General features: G+C 72.1%; 17 protein-coding genes and 2 pseudogenes. 13 read left to right on the forward strand and 6 right to left on the reverse strand.

Translation table 11 applies throughout. The features are described from left to right. Positions 1-3: 3 nt before the first annotated feature. The 4 genes and pseudogenes from QTQ03_RS00105 (at position 4) to QTQ03_RS00120 (ending at position 4,199) form a co-directional block, all read left to right on the forward strand. A complete protein-coding gene (locus tag QTQ03_RS00105; protein ID WP_289276131.1) occupies positions 4-228 on the forward strand; it encodes a DUF3039 domain-containing protein in 225 nt (74 codons plus the stop codon). A gap of 33 nt (positions 229-261) precedes the next feature. Then, complete coding sequence (locus QTQ03_RS00110) at positions 262-903, forward strand: trimeric intracellular cation channel family protein (RefSeq protein WP_289276132.1); 642 nt, start codon at positions 262-264, stop codon at positions 901-903. 114 nt (positions 904-1,017) lie between these two features. Next, a pseudogene (locus QTQ03_RS00115) lies at positions 1,018-2,214 on the forward strand (low temperature requirement protein A); the annotation flags it as partial. Positions 2,215-2,475: 261 nt separating this feature from the next. Then, a pseudogene (locus tag QTQ03_RS00120) lies at positions 2,476-4,199 on the forward strand (DEAD/DEAH box helicase). Between the two features lie 211 nt (positions 4,200-4,410). On the opposite strand, the gene QTQ03_RS00125 reads toward QTQ03_RS00120, so the two are convergent. Both QTQ03_RS00125 and QTQ03_RS00130 read right to left on the reverse strand, forming a co-directional pair. After that, positions 4,411-4,644 (reverse strand): DUF7455 domain-containing protein, encoded by a 234-nt coding sequence (locus QTQ03_RS00125; protein ID WP_289276133.1) that lies wholly within the window; start codon positions 4,642-4,644, stop codon positions 4,411-4,413. Between the two features lie 244 nt (positions 4,645-4,888). After that, positions 4,889-6,508, reverse strand: coding sequence for an RNA polymerase sigma factor (locus tag QTQ03_RS00130; RefSeq protein WP_289276134.1), 1,620 nt, complete (start codon positions 6,506-6,508; stop codon positions 4,889-4,891). A 288-nt stretch (positions 6,509-6,796) separates the two neighbouring features. On the opposite strand from QTQ03_RS00130, the gene QTQ03_RS00135 reads away from it, so the two are divergent. Beyond that, positions 6,797-7,618 (forward strand): inositol monophosphatase family protein, encoded by an 822-nt coding sequence (locus QTQ03_RS00135; protein ID WP_289276135.1) that lies wholly within the window; start codon positions 6,797-6,799, stop codon positions 7,616-7,618. Between the two features lie 18 nt (positions 7,619-7,636). Here the strand turns inward: QTQ03_RS00135 and QTQ03_RS00140 are convergent, their stop codons facing one another. Then, the gene (locus QTQ03_RS00140) at positions 7,637-8,149 is read right to left on the reverse strand and encodes a LytR C-terminal domain-containing protein (protein ID WP_289280604.1); all 513 of its coding nucleotides are present in this window, start codon (positions 8,147-8,149) and stop codon (positions 7,637-7,639) included. Positions 8,150-8,572: 423 nt separating this feature from the next. Here QTQ03_RS00140 and QTQ03_RS00145 point away from each other — a divergent pair, with 423 nt between their 5' ends. Then, on the forward strand, positions 8,573-8,869 hold the full coding sequence (locus QTQ03_RS00145) for a DUF4193 domain-containing protein (RefSeq protein WP_289276136.1): 297 nt from the start codon (positions 8,573-8,575) through the stop codon (positions 8,867-8,869). Between the two features lie 139 nt (positions 8,870-9,008). Beyond that, on the forward strand, positions 9,009-9,803 hold the full coding sequence (locus tag QTQ03_RS00150; RefSeq protein WP_289276137.1) for a hypothetical protein: 795 nt from the start codon (positions 9,009-9,011) through the stop codon (positions 9,801-9,803). A gap of 9 nt (positions 9,804-9,812) precedes the next feature. Here the strand turns inward: QTQ03_RS00150 and QTQ03_RS00155 are convergent, their stop codons facing one another. Beyond that, positions 9,813-10,322: a DUF3093 domain-containing protein gene (locus tag QTQ03_RS00155; protein WP_289280605.1), complete on the reverse strand. Its 510-nt coding sequence runs from the start codon at positions 10,320-10,322 to the stop codon at positions 9,813-9,815. 90 nt (positions 10,323-10,412) lie between these two features. On the opposite strand from QTQ03_RS00155, the gene dut reads away from it, so the two are divergent. The 4 genes from dut (at position 10,413) to QTQ03_RS00175 (ending at position 12,889) form a co-directional block, all read left to right on the forward strand. Continuing rightward, positions 10,413-10,991 (forward strand): dUTP diphosphatase, encoded by a 579-nt coding sequence (gene dut / locus QTQ03_RS00160; RefSeq protein WP_289276138.1) that lies wholly within the window; start codon positions 10,413-10,415, stop codon positions 10,989-10,991. A gap of 25 nt (positions 10,992-11,016) precedes the next feature. Then, positions 11,017-11,691 (forward strand): DUF3710 domain-containing protein, encoded by a 675-nt coding sequence (locus tag QTQ03_RS00165; RefSeq protein WP_289276139.1) that lies wholly within the window; start codon positions 11,017-11,019, stop codon positions 11,689-11,691. A gap of 120 nt (positions 11,692-11,811) precedes the next feature. Continuing rightward, entirely contained in the window at positions 11,812-12,192 is a 381-nt protein-coding gene (locus tag QTQ03_RS00170) for an OB-fold nucleic acid binding domain-containing protein (RefSeq protein WP_289276140.1), read from the forward strand. A gap of 19 nt (positions 12,193-12,211) precedes the next feature. Continuing rightward, a complete protein-coding gene (locus QTQ03_RS00175; RefSeq protein WP_289276141.1) occupies positions 12,212-12,889 on the forward strand; it encodes a DUF3159 domain-containing protein in 678 nt (225 codons plus the stop codon). A 50-nt stretch (positions 12,890-12,939) separates the two neighbouring features. Here the strand turns inward: QTQ03_RS00175 and QTQ03_RS00180 are convergent, their stop codons facing one another. Together QTQ03_RS00180 and QTQ03_RS00185 are read right to left on the reverse strand one after the other, a co-directional pair. Further along, entirely contained in the window at positions 12,940-13,629 is a 690-nt protein-coding gene (locus tag QTQ03_RS00180) for a potassium channel family protein (protein WP_289276142.1), read from the reverse strand. 2 nt (positions 13,630-13,631) lie between these two features. After that, complete coding sequence (locus QTQ03_RS00185) at positions 13,632-14,297, reverse strand: potassium channel family protein (protein ID WP_289276143.1); 666 nt, start codon at positions 14,295-14,297, stop codon at positions 13,632-13,634. Positions 14,298-14,452: 155 nt separating this feature from the next. On the opposite strand from QTQ03_RS00185, the gene QTQ03_RS00190 reads away from it, so the two are divergent. Together QTQ03_RS00190 and QTQ03_RS00195 are read left to right on the forward strand one after the other, a co-directional pair. Then, positions 14,453-16,525 (forward strand): APC family permease, encoded by a 2,073-nt coding sequence (locus QTQ03_RS00190; RefSeq protein WP_289276144.1) that lies wholly within the window; start codon positions 14,453-14,455, stop codon positions 16,523-16,525. Next, positions 16,525-17,754, forward strand: coding sequence for a class I SAM-dependent RNA methyltransferase (locus QTQ03_RS00195; protein ID WP_289276145.1), 1,230 nt, complete (start codon positions 16,525-16,527; stop codon positions 17,752-17,754). Before QTQ03_RS00190 ends, QTQ03_RS00195 begins: the two co-directional genes overlap by 1 nt. The last annotated feature ends 93 nt before the right edge of the window (positions 17,755-17,847 follow it).

Consider the following 17,847-nt stretch of genomic DNA (forward strand, 5'->3'; position numbering starts at 1 on the left):
GGTGTGGAAGTGAGCACACAGGTCCTCGAGCGTCCCGAGGTGAAGGACGCCGACACCGGTCCCGAGATGTTCCACTACGTGCGCAAGGAGAAGATCGCCGAGAGTGCCGTGATGGGCACCTTCGTCGTGGCGCTCTGCGGCGAGACGTTCCCGGTCACCAAGGCGGCCAAGCCGGGCTCGCCGGTGTGCCCGAAGTGCAAGGAGATCTACGACTCGTTCACCGAGTGAACGGGCGGGGCCCCGCCCGCGTAGCCTGCGGCGGTGACCACCTCCACCGCCCTGCTGCTCGCCGACCTCGCCGGGGTGGCGGTCTTCGCCGCCTCCGGCGCCTCGGCCGCGGTCGCCAAGCGGCTGGACCTCTTCGGCGTTGTCTTCGTCGGCTTCGTCGCCGCGCTCGGCGGTGGGATCTTCCGGGATCTGGTCATTGACGAGGTGCCGCCGCTGGCCTTCGCGGACTGGCGCTACGCGGCCACCGCCGCCGGCACCGCCGCGGTCGTCTTCTGGCTGCACCCCCAGCTGGCCCGGCTGCGGACCACCGTGCTCGTGCTGGACGCGGCCGGCCTGGCGCTGTTCACGGTCACCGGCACCGTGAAGGCGCTGGGCGTCGGCGTACCGGCGCTGGGTGCGTGCGTCATCGGGATGCTCACCGCGATCGGCGGCGGCCTCGGCCGTGACCTGCTCACCGCCGAGATCCCGGTGGTCCTGCGCCGCGAGATCTACGCGGTCGCCGCGCTCGTGGGCGCCGTCCTCGTCGCGCTGCTCGACGCGGTCGGGCAGGCCAACGTGCTCTGGCTCACCGTGGCGGCCGCCCTCGTCTTCCTGATCCGCCTGGTCTCGCTGCGCCGACGCTGGTCCGTCCCGATCGCCACCCTCCGCCCTCCGCGCACCGGCACCCCACCCTGACCCGTCCCCCTGACGGAAGGCGGCGGGTCGGCCGGAGGCGGACTCGACGTCCGGTAGCCCTGCGGCATGGTACGACTAACAAGGCAGGCATACCGGAGGAAGACGGACAAGTTGATGGCGACGAGTCGGGCGACCGCCCTGCTGCGGAAACCCGGGCAGCCGCAGCAGGCAACGTTCCTGGAACTCTTCTTCGACCTCGTGTTCGTCTTCGCGCTCACCCGTGTCTCGCAGCGACTGGCCGAGGACCTCACCGCCCAACGGCAGATCGTTCTCACCGAGACCGGCCAGACGCTGCTGTTGCTGCTGGCCCTGCTGATGGTCTGGTTCACCACGGCCTGGGTGACCGACCTTTTCGACCCCGACCGACCGGAGATCGAACTTCTGGTCTTCGCGACCATGCTCGGCAGCCTGGTCATGGCGGTCGCGATTCCGGAGGCGTTCGGCACGAGCGCCCTCGCCTTCGCCGGTGCGTACGTCGCGATCCATGTCGGCCGTGGCCTCGTGCTCGTGGTAGCCCTTCGGGGCCACGAGGCGCAACGCCGCGCCGCGGTGACGCTGGCGTGGTACGGGGTGTCCGCCGTGCCGTGGCTCGTCGGGGCGCTGTTCTTCCCGGAGAGTCCGGCGCGCGGGGCCCTGTGGGCGCTGGCGATCGTCATCGACTACGCGGGTGCCACGGTGCGGTTCCCCACGCTGCGACGGGCCGAACGGCCGATCGAGGCGCCCATCGTGGCCGAACACCTCTCCGAGCGCTACCGGCAGTTCTTCATCGTCGCTCTGGGCGAGCTCATCCTGGTCACCGGCGCGACCTTCAGCGGCTCCGCCTTCGAGATCGGCCAGATCGCGGCGTTCGTGGTGTCGTTCGCCACCACGGCGCTGATGTGGCGGATCTACATCCACAAGGCCGGAGAGCTGTTGCCCCTCGCGATAGCGACGGCCCGCGTACCATCCCGCCTCGCCGGACTGTCGACACCCGCCCACCTGCTCATGGTGGCCGGCATCGTCGCGATCGCCGTCGGCGACGAACTCGTCATCGAACATCCGACTGGGCACACCGATTCGGCTTGGGTCGCCGTCATCCTCGGTGGACCGGCGCTCTTCCTGACCGGACGGGCCATCTTCGAGTACGCGGTGTTCGGCCGAGTGTCCCCATCCCGCACGATCGGCGCGGTCGTGCTTGCCGCGGTCTCCCCGGTGATGGTGTTCACACCGCCGCTGGTGGTCCTCAGCGTCCCCGCTCTTGTCCTGGCGGCAATCGCCGTATCCGATACGGTCCGCGCCCGAAGGCGCCCTCCCGAGATGCCGACACCCCCCTCTAGTCGCCGGTTCGTCCGTGCGGCGATGGCACGGCATCACGGCATCCGGTATCGGTTCGAACCGCGTGATCGGCGCGGTTTGCGCGGGACGGCCCGGGGCGGCCGGGTGTGACCAGCGTGGCGCCAGGTGGGGGGTGGGGCGGCTGCTGGGTATGCTGGGGCGGCCTTCGCGGCACCCGTGCGCGGAGGTGTTTTCATGGGCGGCGGCACCGTGGCCCTCGGCCGGGGCCGGTCCCCAGGCGGTGGAGAGGAGCTTCGCGTGGCAGCCCGGACGCCGGTGCTCGAGACGTTCCCGGCGCTGCGCGCATGGCAGCGCAAGGCTCTGGTGGAGTATCTACGTCGCCGCGAGCCCGACTTCACGGCGGTCGCCACCCCGGGGGCCGGCAAGACCACCTTCGCCCTCCGCATCGCCGCCGAGCTGCTCGCCGACGGCACCGTCGAGGCGGTCACCGTGGTCGCCCCCACCGAGCACCTCAAGACCCAGTGGGCGGAGTCCGCGGCCCGGGTCGGCATCCAACTCGACGCCACCTTCCGCAACGCCGACCTGCACTCGTCCGCCGACTTCCACGGCGCCGTGGTCACGTATGCCCAGATCGGCATGGCCCCGCAGGTGCACCGACGGCGAACCATGACGCGGCGGACCCTGGTCGTCCTGGACGAGATCCACCACGCTGGGGACTCGCGGACCTGGGGTGACGGGGTGAAGGCGGCGTTCGAGGGCGCGGAGCGCCGGCTCATGCTTACCGGCACCCCGTTCCGGTCCGATGACAACCCCATCCCGTTCGTCAGCTACGAACGGGGCGGGGACGGCCTGTTACGCTCCCGTGCCGACTCGGTCTACGGGTATGCCGACGCGCTGCGGGACGGCGTCGTCCGGCCGGTGCTCTTCCTCGCGTACTCCGGGGAGACCCGGTGGCGGACGAACGCCGGCGAGGAGCTGGCGGCCCGGCTGGGTGAGCCGATGACCCAGGACCTGATCGCGCAGGCCTGGCGGACCGCGCTGGATCCGGCCGGAGACTGGATGCCCCAGGTGCTTCGGGCCGCCGACGCTCGGCTGACCGTGTTGCGCAACGCCGGCATGCCGGACGCGGGCGGCCTGATCATCGCCAGCGACCAGCAGACCGCCCGGTCCTACGCCAGGCTCATCGAACAGGTGACCGGTGAGCGGACCGCGGTGGTGCTCTCCGACGACGGGGGCGCCTCGGCCCGGATCGCGGCGTTCGCGGCCTCCGACCAGCGGTGGCTGGTGGCGGTGCGGATGGTCTCCGAGGGTGTCGACATCCCCCGCCTCGCCGTCGGCGTGTACGCGACCAGCGCCAGCACACCGCTCTATTTCGCCCAGGCGATCGGCCGGTTCGTCCGGGCCCGCCAGCCGGGGAGACGGCCTCGGTGTTCCTGCCCAGCGTGCCGCACCTGCTCGGGCTGGCCAGCGAGATGGAGGCCGAACGGGACCACGTCCTGGGTAAGCCGAAGGACCACGAGGGCTTCGACGACGACCTGCTGGAGCGTGCCCAGCGTGACGACCAGGCCAGCGGCGAGTTGGAGAAGAGGTTTTCGGCGCTCTCCGCCACCGCCGAGCTGGACCAGGTGATCTTCGACGGCGCGTCGTTCGGCACCGCGGCCCAGGCCGGCACCCCGGAGGAGGAGGAGTTCCTGGGGCTCCCCGGTCTGCTCACCGCCGACCAGGTGGCCATGTTGCTGTCCAGGCGGCAGGCCGACCAGCTCGCCGCGCAGCGGCGCCGAGCGACCGAGCGGGCGGCTGAGCCGGTCGCTGCCGCACCGGCTGCGCCGATGAGTGCGGCGCAGCGCCGGGTCGCGCTGCGCCGGCAGCTGAACGCTCTGGTGGCTGCCCGGCACCACCGCACCGGGCAGCCCCACGGCAAGATTCACGCCGAGTTGCGGCGGCTCTGCGGTGGCCCGCCCAGCGCCCAGGCCACGATCGAGCAGCTCGAGGAACGGATCGCCACCGTTCAGACGCTCTGATCCGAGGTGGCTCGCGCCTGGGAGCACTGATCCGGGGTGGGGCACCTGGGGCGGATGACCGCTCGGCGGGGTATGCGTCACGGCACGCCGTTCGGCGCCCACTGGCCGCCGTGACGGGGCGCCCCCGCTGGGGACGGGCGCCCGCGGTAGGGGCGACAAGGCCGGCCGTACCCCTTCAGGGCCCGGCCGGCCTTGTGTGTCGGATTGCGACTCAGTTCGCCATCAGGTCGGCGCCCCGCCAGCTGAACTCCGGATCTGCCGCGTACCGAACGGTGATCTTCACGAGATCCTCCGCGTACTTGTTCGCGTGGTGCCCACAGAACACCAGCTCGCCGCCACCGGCGAGGGTAATGCGGAGTTTGCCGGCAGCATTGCAGCGGTCGCACCGTTCATCGGCGGCCGGGGGGCTCACCGTCTCGGGCGGCGGCGTGAGGGTCGGGGTCATCGCCTTCCTCCTCTGGTCGTCACCGATGAACACTCTCTTCGGTCCTTGCTCACTTATCCTGCAACACCCTTGTCGGGCCTCGCCTTCCCTGTGTGCCCGCGGGGGACCGAGGTCACACCTGGCTCCGACAGCGTGCCATGCACCCAGGGTGCCACGTCAACGATCACATTCGTGCAACCGAACGATGACTATGCGGCGTTGCCTGCCGGGTGGTCGAAACGACCTGTTCAGCTGACGCCGCCGATCAGTCCAGGTAATCCCGGAGGACCTGCGAACGGGACGGGTGACGCAGCTTTGACATCGTCTTGGACTCGATCTGCCGGATCCGCTCCCGGGTCACGCCGTAGACCTGGCCGATCTCGTCCAGCGTCCGCGGCTGGCCGTCGGTCAGGCCGAAGCGCAGGCGGACCACACCGGCCTCACGCTCGGACAGCGTCTGCAGCACCTGTTGGAGCTGGTCCTGCAACAGGGAGAACGAGACCGCGTCGACCGCGACCACGGCCTCCGAGTCCTCGATGAAGTCACCGAGCTGGCTGTCGCCCTCGTCGCCGATCGTCTGGTCGAGTGAGATGGGCTCCCGGGCGTACTGCTGGATCTCCAGCACCTTTTCCGGTGTGATATCCATCTCTTTTGCCAGCTCCTCCGGGGTGGGCTCGCGGCCCAGGTCCTGGAGTAGCTCGCGCTGGATCCGGCCGAGCTTGTTGATCACCTCGACCATGTGCACCGGGATGCGGATGGTGCGGGCCTGGTCGGCCATGGCGCGGGTGATCGCCTGGCGGATCCACCAGGTGGCGTAGGTGGAGAACTTGTAGCCCTTGGTGTAGTCGAACTTCTCGACCGCGCGGATCAGGCCGAGGTTGCCTTCCTGGATCAGGTCCAGGAAGGCCATTCCGCGACCGGTGTATCGCTTGGCCAGCGACACCACCAGGCGCAGGTTGGCCTCGAGGAGGTGGTTCTTCGCCCGTTCGCCGTCGCGGGAGATCCACAGCAGGTCGCGCTGCATCTCGCGGACGAGTTTCTCCTCACCCTCGTCGGCGGCACGCAGCTGCTCGGCCGCGTAGAGGCCGGCCTCGATCCGCTTGGCGAGCTCGACCTCCTGCTCCGCGTTGAGCAGCGGAACCTTGCCGATCTGCTTCAGGTAAGCCCGGACTGAATCGGCTGATGCGGTCAACTCGGCGTCGCGGCGCGCCTGCTTGAGCGCCTCGGACTCCTCGTCGTCCCACTCGAAGTCGTTGTCGTTGGCGGAGTTGGCCGCGTCGGTCTCGGCGGCCTGGGTCAGCTCGGCCGGCTCGTCGACGACCACGTCCTCGATCTCGGCGGCCAGTTCCTCCGGATCGATGTCGCCCTCGGACTCGGACTCGTCCTTGCCCTTGACGGTAGCTTTGGTGGCCTTGGCCGGGTCGGTCGCCGCGGCCACCGTCGCCTTGGTGGCCCGGGTGGCCTTCTTGGCCGGTGCCGCTGCCTTGGCGGCCACCTCGGCGGTGGTGCCGGCGGTCTTGCGGGCGGCGGCCTTCCGTGGCGCCGGGGCCGGGGCCTCGTCGGCGGCGGGCGCCTGCTTCGGGGCGGGCGCGGCGGCCTTCTTGGTGGTCTTGGCGGTGGTGGCCCGGGAGGCCGGGGTAGCCGAGCGGGCGGCCGCCACCCGGCGGCGGGGGGCGGTGGTGGCCGAACCGTCCACCACGACGGTCACCCCGGCCTCGGAGAGCGCCCGGAGGATTTTCTTGGCCTGGGCCGGAGTCACCTCGGCGGACTCGACAGTACGCGCGAGCTGGGCCGACGTGAGCTGACCGCCGGCGCTCTGCGCATGCGCGATCAGGGTGTCGGTGAGCGAGCGAACGTCGGCGCCGGTCTGGCGGGGTTCTGTCACGAATGACCTTCCGGAGGCGAAGAGCGAGCACGGCCGGGTCGTCCGGCGTGGAGCGGAGCACGGGTGCCGGGCGATGTCGTTTGAGGGACCCCCGCGTTCCGGGCCGGCCGGTCGCTGGCGGTCCGTGGCGCGTGGGCAGGGTGAATTGTAACGCCGTCCACGGCGATCATCCTGCGGCGCACGGGGTACCGGCGGATGGACCGCCGATTCGGCGCAGATGTGGACTTTGTAAGGATGGTACCCGCGGGTGGCCGGGGATCGCCCGGCCGTGCGGAAAGGGGACGAAGAATGGTCCGCTCGGGGCCGGAGCCGCGGGACCTGCTTGAGATCGCGATCGACGTGGCGCGGGACGCCGCCGCGACGGCACGCCGGATGCGGGTCGAAGGCGTGTCGGTGGCCGCGACCAAGAGCACGGCCACCGACGTGGTGACCGTCGCCGACCGGGCCGTGGAACGGCAGGTGCTCGCGGCGCTGCGCCGGTTGCGGCCCGGCGACTCCGTGCTGGGCGAGGAGTACGGCGAGGCCGACACCGATCCGGCGGCCCCGGCTGGCGTGCGCTGGATCGTCGACCCCATCGACGGCACCGTCAACTACCTCTACGGCCTGCGGCACAGCGCCGTCTCGATCGCCGCCGAGGTGGACGGAGTGGTGGTGGCCGGGGTGGTGCGCAACATCAGCACCGGCGAGGAGTGGACGGCGACGGTCGGTGGCGGGGCCTGGCGCGACGGCCGGCGGTTGCGCTGCTCCACCGAGACGGATCTCGGTCAGGCGCTGCTGGCCACCGGCTTCGGTTACGACCCGAAGCGCCGGGCCCACCAGGCCCGGGTGGTGGCGGAGCTGATCTCGCAGGTCCGCGACATCCGGCGCCTCGGCGCGGCCGCCATCGATCTCTGTTTCGCCGCCGAGGGACGGGTGGACGCATACTACGAGAAGGGCCTCGCCATCTGGGACCTCGCGGCCGGAGGGCTGGTGGCCACCGAGGCCGGCCTGCGGGTCAGCGGGCTGAACGGGGTGCCGGCCGGGCCGGACATGGTGGTCGCCGCGCCACCGGCACTCTTCGCGCCGCTGCACGACCGGCTGGCCGACCACGACGCCGCCGGCGGCCCCTGACCCGCCGCTGCGGGTGGCTCAGTCCTCCCGTACCGGGCACGAGCCGGGCGGCGCCACCGGCGAACCGAGGTCGCCGAGGGACTGGTTGACCTCGGTCGTCGTGGCCAGCTGCTGGAAGGAGCCGCCCAGCACCACATCGACGGTGTCGTCCGCGCGCTCGGGGTTGTACTCGGCCTTGGCGTTGTCCAGGAAGTACGCCCGCAGCAGGTGCGCCGAGCCGACGCCCTTCGGACCGAACCGCAGGACCGCGATGTCGTTGATCTGCTTCTTCTCATCGCCGGTCTTCTTGACCTGGAACTGTCGGTTGCGGAACTCGTCGGCGATCCGGTTGGCGAGGCCGACCTGGTCGGTGCCGTTCAGTACGTTGATCTTCACGTCCCTGCGCTCGCGCAGGGTCACGTCGGCCCGTGGCCAGCCCTCGGGGCAGCCGCCGCCGGCGCCGGCCTCACTCTGTGTGTCCCGTACCAGTGCGGTGACGACGAAGACCAGCGCCAGCACCCCCAGCAGACCGACGACGACGAGTGCTCGCACTCGTGCAAAGCTCATCAGGGCGCTCCCGGGACAGTGGTGGATGGCGGCCGCCGGCGGTCGGGCCGCCCCGTCGGCCGTCGAGTACGCCGCTGAGGTTAACGGGTGTCCGGCCGTCGCGTGGAAACAGGCGGACATGCCGGCGCGCCGGCCGGGAACCGGGTACTACTACCCCTATCTTCGTGTCGCCTGAGTCACATTGGGAACAACTTCCCGTCGGGGGGCGTACATCTCTGCCACGAGGGCGGTATACATGCCACGCCCGATGGGGGGGGTAAGGTACCGCGCTCGCCGGGAGTACTTCCCCGGCGGCACCGGCCCGGCGTCGGGTGACCGACACAAGTGGTGGCCGGCCAGCGGAACCGAAACATCGTCGTCCGGCGTTACAACCGGAAGCGACAACATCGACATGGGAGAGTGAAACCGATGGCCACCGACTACGACGCCCCGCGGCGCGACGAGGTCGACCTCGGCGAGGACAGCCTGGAAGAGCTGAAGGCCCGGCGCGTCGACTCACAGTCGGGCGCCGTGGACGTCGACGAGGCTGAGGTGGCGGAGAGCTTTGAGCTGCCCGGCGCCGACCTGGCCGACGAGGAACTCACGGTCAAGGTCCTGCCGATGCAGCAGGACGAGTTCCGCTGCGCACGCTGCTTCCTGGTGCACCACCGAAGCCAGCTCGCGGTTGAGCGCGGCGGTGAGCTGATCTGCCGGGAGTGCGTCTGACGCGCATCCCACAGCACGGGCGGCTGCCCCTACGGGGCCGCCGCCCGTTCCGGTCGCCGTGCGGTAGCACGGGGGAGCTGCTTGACTCGTGAGGGATGGCCGCCAGGGCGGCGGTGCATCCATCGGGAGGTTCGGTGCCATGACCGAGCGGAACGAGCGGGACGCCGCGCCCGGCACCGGACCGGCGGGCGACGAACTGGGCGTCACCGTCGCCGCGCTGACCGCCGACGACATCACCCCGGCCCGTCGCCGGCAACTGCTCGGCCGGTTGGTGGGGCAGGCCCGTGCCCGCGGTGTCGGCGACCTGTTCAAGCCGAAGACCGCCGTGCGCTGGATGGTCGACACGGTCGCCGAGATCGCCCCGCACGTGCCGGTCCGGGACCAGGCCACCCTGCGCCGGCACTTCCCCGACCTGGACGGTGAGGCGTTGGCTGAACGCCTGACCCGCAACGCCGCCCGGGCGACCGCGGGGGTCGGCGCCGCGGGCGGTGGCGTCGCGGCCGTCGAGTGGGCCGTCGCCCCGACCCTGCTCTCCGCCCCGGTCCTGCTGGCCGCCGAGACGATTGCCGTGGCGGCGATCGAACTCAAACTGACCGGTGAACTGCACGAGGTCTACGGCGTGCCGCTGCCCCAGGGCGGGACGCAGCGGGCGGTGGCGCTCGTGCAGGCGTGGGCCACCAAACGGGGAATCAACCCGACAATGCCCGGGGTCGGGGTCAGTGCGGTGTTGGGCACCGCGGCCCGCCGGGAGCTGCGCGACACCCTGATCAAGCGCTTCGGGCGCAATCTCACCACGCTGGGGCCGTTCCTCACCGGCGCGGCGGTGGCGAGCTATCTCAACCGGCGGGCCACCCGGGCGATGGCCGACCAACTCCGCGCCGACCTGCGCCGCCAGGGCGCCGGCCTACCGCCGGGACTACCCGGTGTGTCCTGAGCCGACGGCTCAGCCCCGCCCGGTGGGGCGGGCACGGGCCGCGTCCCGGGCGGCGATCAGTGCCGTCGCAAGCTCCACCGGCCGGCGGGTGCTCACCACCCAGAACGGGGTCGGGTCGGCGGGGTCGTCGAGCACCACCTGCACGGCACCGGCGACCCACGGCCGCTGCACCACGAACGCCAGCGGGTCCGCGCCGACGCCGAGCACCTCACGGCGGCCGGCGGCGTCCAGCGGGACCACATCGGCGACGAAGCGGGCCGGCAGCCGGGCGTCGTCCACCCGCAGCTCGCCGTCACGGACGGCCACCCGGATCCGGCCCAGCCAGGCCAGCCCCGCTACGGTCGCGGGGAGCAGCACCGCGAACGGCAACCAGGCCCGGACGCCGGGCGCGCCCAGCCAGACCTCGGCGGCGAGCAGGACGGCTGCGGCCAACCCACCCAGCCAGAGCCACCAGGGCAGGCTCAACCGCTCGGCGTACGTCGCGGGGGGCGCACCGGACGGCGACGGTGACGGTGACACGCTCACGTGGTGAAGGGTACGGCGCAGGCCGGGCCGGGGACCGGGCAGGATGTCAGGGTCACCCCAGGAACCGGACGGAAGAGGGGAACCGTGACCGAAGTCGTGCCCGTAGCTGTGCGGCAGCTCGACCCCGGGCTGCCACTGCCGGCGTACGCCCATCCGGGCGACGCCGGTGCGGACCTGGTGGCCGCCGTGGACGTGGAACTGCCCCCGGGCGGCCGGGCCCTGGTGCCGACCGGGGTCGCCATCGCGTTGCCCGCGGGGTACGTGGGCCTGGTCCATCCCCGTTCGGGTCTGGCGGCCAGGCTCGGCGTGACCGTGCTCAACGCGCCCGGTACGGTCGACGCCGGCTACCGGGGTGAGATTCAGGTCAACCTGATCAACCATGATCGGGAGGCGCCGGCCCGGATCTCCCGGGGCGACCGCGTCGCGCAGCTCGTCGTGCAGCGGGTGGCGCGGGCGGAGTTCCAGCCGGTGGCCGAGCTGCCCACGTCCCGGCGGGGCGCCGGCGGGCACGGCTCCACCGGCGGCCACGCCGGCCTGGTTCCGGTACCCGCCGCACCCGGGCCGGACGGCCTGCGGGGGGAAACCGGAGGCGCCCTGACGGCGGACGGCGGCGGTGCGTCCGCCGTCGAGGCGAGCGCACGGACGGAAGAGGTGGCAGGGTGAGTGCGAACAGCGAGGGGTGTACGCAGTGATCTTCTCCCGAAAGCGGGCCGGCGCCGGGCGGCACGCGCGTGACCAGCGGACCGAGGCCCTCGACGCCAACGAGCTGGCGGAACCGGTGATCCCGGGGCCGCCGGACCGTGGTCCCTACGACGTCAGCGAGGCGCCGGCCGGCGTGCAGCGACTCGACCTGGGCAGCCTGCAGATCCCCGCGGTGCCCGAGGTCGAGGTTCGGGTGCAGGCCGACCCGCAGGGCGTGATCCAACAGGTGGTGCTCGTGCACGGGCAGAACGCGCTGCAGCTCGGCGTGTTCGCCGCACCGCGCAGCGAGGGTATCTGGGACGAGGTGCGTGAGGAGATCCGCCAGTCCCTGTTCAACGACGGCGCCGCCGCCCAGGAGGCCGACGGCGAGTACGGCACCGAGCTGCACGCCCGGGTGCGCACCCCGGACGGTCTCACCGACCTGCGGTTCATCGGCGTGGACGGGCCGCGCTGGATGGTCCGCTGCGTCTACCAGGGCGCGGCGGCCACCGACCCGGCCGCCGCCGGGCCGCTCGCCAGCTGCCTGGAGGGCCTCGTGGTCGACCGGGGCCACGAGGCGAAGCCGGTGCGTGAGCCGCTGCCGCTGCGGCTGCCCCGTGAGGTCGCCGAGCAGGCCGGTCCCGCCGCCGCCGCGGCCGGTGAGGCTCCTCGCGAGGCCTGACCGGCGCGCACACCACCCCGACCCCGTCGGCGTACGCTGGCGGGGCGGTCCCGGTGTTCTCGGACCGGACGACCTGCCGGCCCACCGGCCGGCCAGCGTGGGAAGGGTGACGCGGAGGTCATGTCGACCGACGAGCGGCGGGGTTCGCTGCGGCGCATGCTGCGTCGACTCACCGCCACCGAGGCGGAGATCGAGGCGCAGGAGTTGCGTCGGGAGAGCGCCGAGCACGGCGGCGTGCCGGCCCGGCAGTGCTGCCGGGGCCAGGTCGTCGCGGTGTCCGGCCGGCTCCGCACCGTGGTCTACACCCCGCGGACGAACCTGCCGACGCTGGAGGCGGACCTCTACGACGGCAGCGACGTGGTGACCCTGGTGTGGCTGGGCCGGCGGCAGATCTCCGGCATCGAGCCCGGGCGGCACCTGACCGCCCGGGGCCGGGTGGCCGTGCGGGACGACCGTAAGGTCATCTACAACCCGTACTACGAGTTGGAACCGCCGAAGTGACCCGGATGAAAGGCGCGCGATGACGACCGGACCGCAGCGGGCGGCGCAGCCGGGCACCGGCCCCGGCGAAGAGGAGCCGCTGCCGACCATCGCCGAGCAGATGGCCGACCAGTTGGGCGGCTGGCGCGGGTTGCTGGAGTCCAGCATCCCGGTGGTCGTCTTCGTGGTGGCGAACATCGTCGGCGAGCTGCGTCCGGCGGTGATCGCCGCGGTGGGGGTGGCGGTGGCCATCGCCGCGCTCCGGCTCGCGCAGCGACGGCCGATTCGGCATGCCGTCAACGGGCTGTTCGGTATCGCCATCGGCGCGGCCATCGCCTGGCGCACCGGAGACGAGCGGGACTTCTACCTCCCCGGCATCCTCTACGGCATCGGCTACGGCATCGCGTTGCTGATCTCGGCGGCGATCCGGCAGCCCCTGGTGGGCTGGATCTGGTCGGTGTTGGTGGCCAAGGGGCGCTCCGAGTGGCGGCAGGATCCGCGCCTGGTGCGTACGTTCACCGGGCTCACCGTGCTGTGGGGCGTGGTCTGGCTGGCCAAGGTCGGCGTGCAGGCCGGTCTCTACCTTGCCCAGCAGGACACCGCCCTCGGCATCGCCCGGCTGGTGTTGGGCTATCCGCCGTACGTGCTGCTGCTGCTGATCACGGTCTGGACGGTGCGGCGGGTGACCCGGGAGTCGACCCCGACGCCCGCCGCCTGAGCGGGGCCTGGCCGGGCCCGGGAGCGGCGGGACGGCGACCGGCGGGGCGGTCAGCGGGATTCGCGGGTCCGCTCGACGCTGTCCGGCCCGAGGACCACCGCGCGGACGGCGTCTTCCACCTCCGCGGTGCACACGAAGACCAACTCGTCGCCCGCCTCGATCGGGTCGTCCGGGCTGGGGACCAGCACCCGCTTGCCCCGCAGAATCGCTACCAGCGCGGAGTCACGCGGCAGCGGCACCGCGCGCAGCGGCTGGCCGACGTACGGGGCGGTCGGGGGTAGCGTGATTTCGACGAGGTTCGCCTCGCCCTGCCGGAACGTCATCAGCCGGACCAGGTCGCCCACGGTGACCGCCTCCTCGACCAGGGCGGCCATGACCCGCGGCTTGCTGACGGCGACGTCCACCCCCCACTGCTCGGTGAAGAGCCACTCGTTCTCGGCCCGGTTGATCCGGGCGACCACCCGGGGGACCGCGAACTCGGTCTTGGCCAGCAGCGACACCACCAGGTTGACCTTGTCGTCGCCGGTGGCGGCGACCACCACGTCGCAGCCGGCGAGGTCGGCCTCCTCCAGGCTGGCGAGCTCGCACGCGTCGGCCAGCACCCACTCCGCGTCCGGCACCCGGTCGGGCCGGAGCATCGTGGGCTGGCGCTCGATCAGCATCACCTGGTGGCCGTTGTCGATCAGCTCCTGGGCGATCGAGCGGCCCACGTTGCCGGCGCCCGCGATGGCGACGCGCATGATCACTGTCCCCCTTCCGGCGGCAGCGCCGCCACCGACGTGACAGCGTTCACGATGTCGTCGGTGACCAGCATGAAGATCTGGTCACCCTCCTGGACGACGGTGGACCGGGTGGGCAGCGTGCCGATCCCGAACCTGATGAGGTACGCCACCCGGGCCCCGGTCGCCTCCTCCAGTCCGTGCGCGCAGCGGCCGACCCAGTCCTTGTGGACCGGCACCTCGACGATCGACACGGTGCTCGTCGCGTCGCGGAAGATCTCCACATTGCCCTCGGGCACCAGGTGCCGCAGCATCCGGTCGGCGGTCCAGCGGACCGTGGCCACGGTCGGGATGCCGAGGCGTTCGTACACCTGGGCGCGGCGCTGGTCGTAGATGCGGGCCGCCACCCGGCTGACACCGAAGGTCTCGCGGGCCAGTCGGGCCGAGATGATGTTGGAGTTGTCGCCGCTGGAGACGGCCGCGAAGGCATCCGCGCGCTCGATGCCGGCCTGCCGGAGCACCGCGCCGTCGAAGCCGGCTCCGGTCACCGTGATCCCGTCGAAGTCCGGTCCCAGCCGACGGAACGCGTCGGCGTCCTGGTCGATGACCGCCACCGAGTGCCCGCGGGCCTCCAGGCTGTGCGCGAGGGTCGAGCCGACCCGCCCACAGCCCATGATCACCACATGCACCGCGTCTCCTCCTCAGCGTCCGCACCGACCGGTAGTCGTCTGCGAGCCTGCCACGTTCCCGGCGCGGGCGCGGACCGACCGTACTCCGCCGGTACACCCGTCCGTGATCGGCCACCCAGGTGGTCCCGGCGCCGGTGGTCGTACGCTTGGCGGTTGTGGCCAGACCCACCTCACTGTTGAAGCGGCTGCTCGTCGGTCGACCGTTCCGGTCCGACCGGCTTCAGCACACCCTCCTGCCGAAGCGCATCGCCCTCCCGGTCTTCGCCTCGGACGCGCTCTCCAGCGTGGCCTACGCGCCCGACGAGATCCTGCTGATGCTCTCCATCGCGGGCGCGTCCGCGTTCGTGTTCTCGCCGTGGGTCGCCGTGGCGGTCGTGGTGGTGATGCTCACCGTCGTCGCCAGCTACCGGCAGAACGTGCACGCCTACCCGTCCGGCGGCGGCGACTACGAGGTGGCCACGGTCAACCTGGGTCCCCGTGCCGGGCTGGGGGTGGCGAGCGCCCTGCTGGTCGACTACGTGCTCACCGTGGCCGTGTCGGTCTCCTCCGGGGTGGCGAACCTGGGCTCGGTGATCCCCTTCGTGGCGGCCCACAAGGTGCTCATCGCGGTCTGCGCGGTTTGCCTGCTCACCGCCGTCAACCTGCGGGGGCTCAAGGAGTCGGGCACCGCCTTCGCCATCCCCACCTACGGCTTCATGATCGTCATCATCGGCATGATCCTCACCGGGCTGGTCCGGGTCGTGCTGCTCGGACAGGAGCTGCGCGCGCCGAGCGCCGACCTGGTCATCGCCGCCGAGTGGCACGACACGAGCGGTTGGGCGCTGGCGTTCCTGCTGCTGCGGAGCTTCTCCTCCGGCTGCGCCGCGCTCACCGGAGTCGAGGCGATCTCCAACGGGGTGCCGGCCTTCCGGGCACCGAAGAGCCGCAACGCGGCGACCACCCTGCTGATGCTCGGTTTGGTGGCGGTGACCATGCTGGTGGGCATTGTCTGGCTCGCCAGGCTGACCGGCCTGCAGTTCGTGGAGGACCCAAAGCAGCAGATCGTCTCCGGCCCCCAGGGCTATGTGCAGAAGACCGTCACGGCCCAGCTCGGCGAGACCATCTTCGGATCCGGGTCGCTGCTGCTGTTCGTGGTGGTCGGCGTCACCGCCCTGATCCTGTTCCTGGCCGCGAACACCGCGTTCACCGGTTTCCCGGTGCTCGGGTCGATCCTCGCCCAGGACCGGTACCTTCCCCGCCAGCTGCACACCCGGGGCGACCGACTCGCCTTCTCCAACGGCATCCTCTTCCTGGCAGCCTTCGCGATCATGCTGATCGTCGGTTTCCAGGCCGAGGTGACCAGACTGATCCAGCTCTACATCGTCGGCGTCTTCGTCTCGTTCACGCTCTCCCAGGCGGGCATGATCCGGCACTGGAATCGGCACCTGAGGAGCGAGCGGGACCCCCAGGTACGTCGCCGGATGGTGCGCTCGCGGGCGATCAACGGATTCGGCATGGCGATGACCGGCACCGTGCTGGTGATCGTGCTGGTCACCAAGTTCCTCCTCGGCGCGTGGATCGCCATCGCCGCGATGGCGGTGATCTACCTGGTGATGCTGGCCATCCGGCGGCACTACGACCGCGTCGCGGTCGAACTCATCCCGGACGAGGGGCGCCCGGTGCTGCCGGCCCGCAACCACGCGGTCGTCCTGGTCAGCAAGGTGCACCAGCCGACGCTCCGGGCGATCGCGTACGCACAGGCCACCCGGCCGGACAGCCTGACCGCGGTGACCGTGAACGTGGACGACAAGGACACCCGTCAGCTGCAGGTCGAGTGGGAACGGCGGGGCGTTCCGGTCCCGTTGACCGTGATCGACTCGCCGTACCGGGAGATCACCCGTCCGATCCTCAACTACGTGGCGGGCGTCCGCCGGGAGTCACCCCGCGACGTGGTCACGGTCTTCATCCCCGAGTACGTCGTCGGCCACTGGTGGGAGAACCTGCTGCACAACCAGAGCGCGCTGCGGCTCAAGGGGCGGCTGCTCTTCGAACCGGGTGTGATGGTGACCAGTGTGCCGTGGCAGCTCGCCTCGACCGCGAACAAGAACCTGGACCGACTGGACGCCACGCTCACCCGCGGCCCGGTCCGTGGCCCCCGGGTGGCGCCGCACGGCACACTGCCGCCGGGCGCCCCGTCGGAGGTGTCCACGCCGTCCGGGGAGAGCGGCACCGGCGGGGACGACCGGTGATGGGCGACGGCCGGGGGCTGGCGGAGGCCGAGCGGGTCGAGCTGACCGTCGGTGCGGTCGCGCCGGGCGGGCACTGCGTCGCCCGGGTGGACGGCCAGGTCGTCTTCGTCCGGCACGCGCTGCCCGGCGAACGGGTGGTGGTAGAGGTCACCGAGGTGCACCGGGGCTTCGTCCGGGCCGACGCGGTGACCGTGCTGACGGCGGCGCCGGAGCGGGTGGAGCCACCCTGCCGGTATGCGAAGCCGGGTGGCTGCGGCGGCTGCGACCTGCAGCACGTCGCACCGGCGGCACAGCTCGACTGGAAGGCGGCGGTGGTCCGCGAGCAGCTCACCCGCCTGGGTGGGCTGGCCGACGCGGAGCTGGACGCGCTGGACGTCCGGGTGGTGGCGTTGCCCGGCGGGCCGCTGGGCTGGCGTTCCCGGGTGCGGTACGCGGTCGACGGCGCCGGTCGTGCCGGACTGCTCAGGCATCGTTCGCACCAGGTGGTGCCGATCGATCGCTGCCTGATCGCCCACCCAGCCATCCAGGAACTGCCGGTGCTCAGCTCCAGCGGTGCCCGCTGGCCCGACGCGGAGGCCGTCGAGACGGTCGCCTCGACCGGCGGGGACGTGGCGGTGACCGCGCTCGCCGACGGGGTGCCGCGGCCGGTGAGCGGGCCGGCGCAGGTCCGGGAGCGGGCCGCCGGCCGGCGCTGGACGCTGCCGGCGTCGTCGTTCTGGCAGGTACACCCGGCGGCGGCCGACACCCTGGTCGACGCCGTGCTGGAGCAGCTCGCGCCCCGGTCGGGCGAGACGGCCTGGGACCTGTACGGCGGGGCGGGCCTGTTCGCCGCGGCGTTGGCCGGGCGGGTCGGCACGACCGGGCAGGTCACCCTGGTCGAGTCCGCCGCAGCGGGCGTCGCCGCGGCCCGTGCGAACCTGCGCGACCTGTCCCAGGTCGGGATCGTGCCGGGCCGGGTCGAGGCGGTGCTGGCGCGCCGGCTGGTCAGCGGCCCGGTGGACCTGGTGGTGCTCGACCCACCGCGCTCGGGCGCCGGGGCCCGGGTGGTGCGGGCCGTCGCCGGCGCCGGCCCGCGCGCGGTGGCGTATGTGGCGTGCGACCCGGCTGCCTTCGCCCGGGACGTGCGCACCTTCGGCGGGCTGGGCTGGCGGCTGGCGGAGCTGCGCGGCTTCGATCTGTTCCCGATGACACAGCACGTCGAACTGGTGGGGTTGCTGCGGCCTGGCTGATCCGTCCGGGCACGCCCGCTGGCGCCGTCGGTGCCGGCCTCCGTCGTCCTGCTGCCCGCCTCGGCGGAGACCGGTGGCGCGCCGCGCTCAACC

Source organism: Micromonospora sp. WMMA1363 (genome assembly GCF_030345795.1).
Taxonomy (GTDB): Bacteria; Actinomycetota; Actinomycetes; order Mycobacteriales; family Micromonosporaceae; genus Micromonospora.